Annotated in this window: 2 protein-coding genes; both read right to left on the bottom strand. The window is 69.8% G+C overall.

All coding sequences use genetic code 11. The features are described 5' to 3' along the window. Positions 1–993 (bottom strand): PPE family protein (locus Q2100_RS26765; RefSeq protein ID WP_302916501.1); only part of this gene is annotated, 993 nt, incomplete at its 3' end. A gap of 1 nt (position 994) precedes the next feature. Then, positions 995–1184, bottom strand: a 190-nt coding sequence (locus Q2100_RS26760; protein ID WP_302916500.1) for a PE family protein, incomplete at its 5' end; no start/stop codon positions are given.

The following is a 1184-nucleotide window of genomic DNA, read 5'->3' as shown; positions in this document are numbered from 1 at the left end:
GGATCCGGGCTGGTCGGCCCGGGCCGGGACCTGTGCGGCGGGCGCCGCGGGCGCCTCGGCGGGCACGTCGGCCGGTGGCGCAGGCAACTGCTTGAGGTACTGCAGCACGCCGCCGATGATCCCCAGTGTCAGCGCCAGAAGCGGCTGAATCAGCAGCTGCGGGTAGGTCAGCGAGGCACCGATCCACGAGATGGCCTGGTAGGCCACGGCGAACAGGAAGGGCCCCCAGGTCTGCAGCGCCGCAGCCGGATTGGTGAGGAAGTCGGTGATCAGCTGGATCGTGTTGCCGATCGGATCCCGCAGGAAGTCCGCGATCTCCTGACCACCGGGGAAGATGTTCAGCAGATCCGAGAGCCAGTCCGAATTGTTCAGCGCCGAGCCGGATTCGGTCGCCTGGGCCTGGGCGCCGGTCTGCTGCAGGCTCGCCATCGCGGTGCCGGCCTCGCCGACGCCGGGGGTGAGGATGAACGGTGATGGCAGCGAGGCCGGTGTGCTGGCCATCGCCGCGCCGGCCATCGCCTGATAGGTGCTCATCGCTGTCGCGGCCTGGATCCACATCCGCACGTAGTCGGCTTCGTTGATCGCGATCGGAATCGTGTTCAGGCCGAGGAAGTTCGTCGCCACCAGTACGCCGTGCACCACGTGGTTGGTGACGAGCTCCGGCATCGTCGGCGTCATCGCCAACGCCGTCGTGTACGCCGCCGCCGCCGTCGTGTGCTGCGCCGCGGTCACGGAGCTGTTGGCGCTCTGCTGGGCCAGCCACGCCAGGTAGGGCTGATGGGACGCCACGTACTGCTCGGCGCTCGGACCCTGCCACGACCCCGCCTGCACCGCGCCGAGCAACGCCGTCAACTCCGCTGCAGCCGAAGCGTACTCGGCGCTCAACGACTGCCATGCCCCCGCAGCGGCCAGCAGCGATCCGGGGCCCGGACCACTGCTAAGCAGCGTCGAATGCACCTCGGGTGGCAGGGCCATGAAGATGGGGGCGGTCATCTCAGCCGCCGCGTGCGATCAGGTACGACGACGCCGCCATCGCGTCACCGGTGGCGTAGCTGACGCCCGACTCGCCCACGCCCATACCGGAGCGGCCGAGCTCTTCGACGCCGAGCGCGGCGGTCGCGGCGTGCTGGTTGCCGTGCGCGCTGAAGCCCGCCGCGGTCTGCAGCGACACCACATCGGCTCCT

It is taken from the genome of Mycolicibacterium arseniciresistens (assembly GCF_030519285.1).
In the GTDB taxonomy this organism is placed as follows: Bacteria; Actinomycetota; Actinomycetes; order Mycobacteriales; family Mycobacteriaceae; genus Mycobacterium; species Mycobacterium arseniciresistens.
This window is presented reverse-complemented; position numbering and strand designations above follow the sequence as displayed.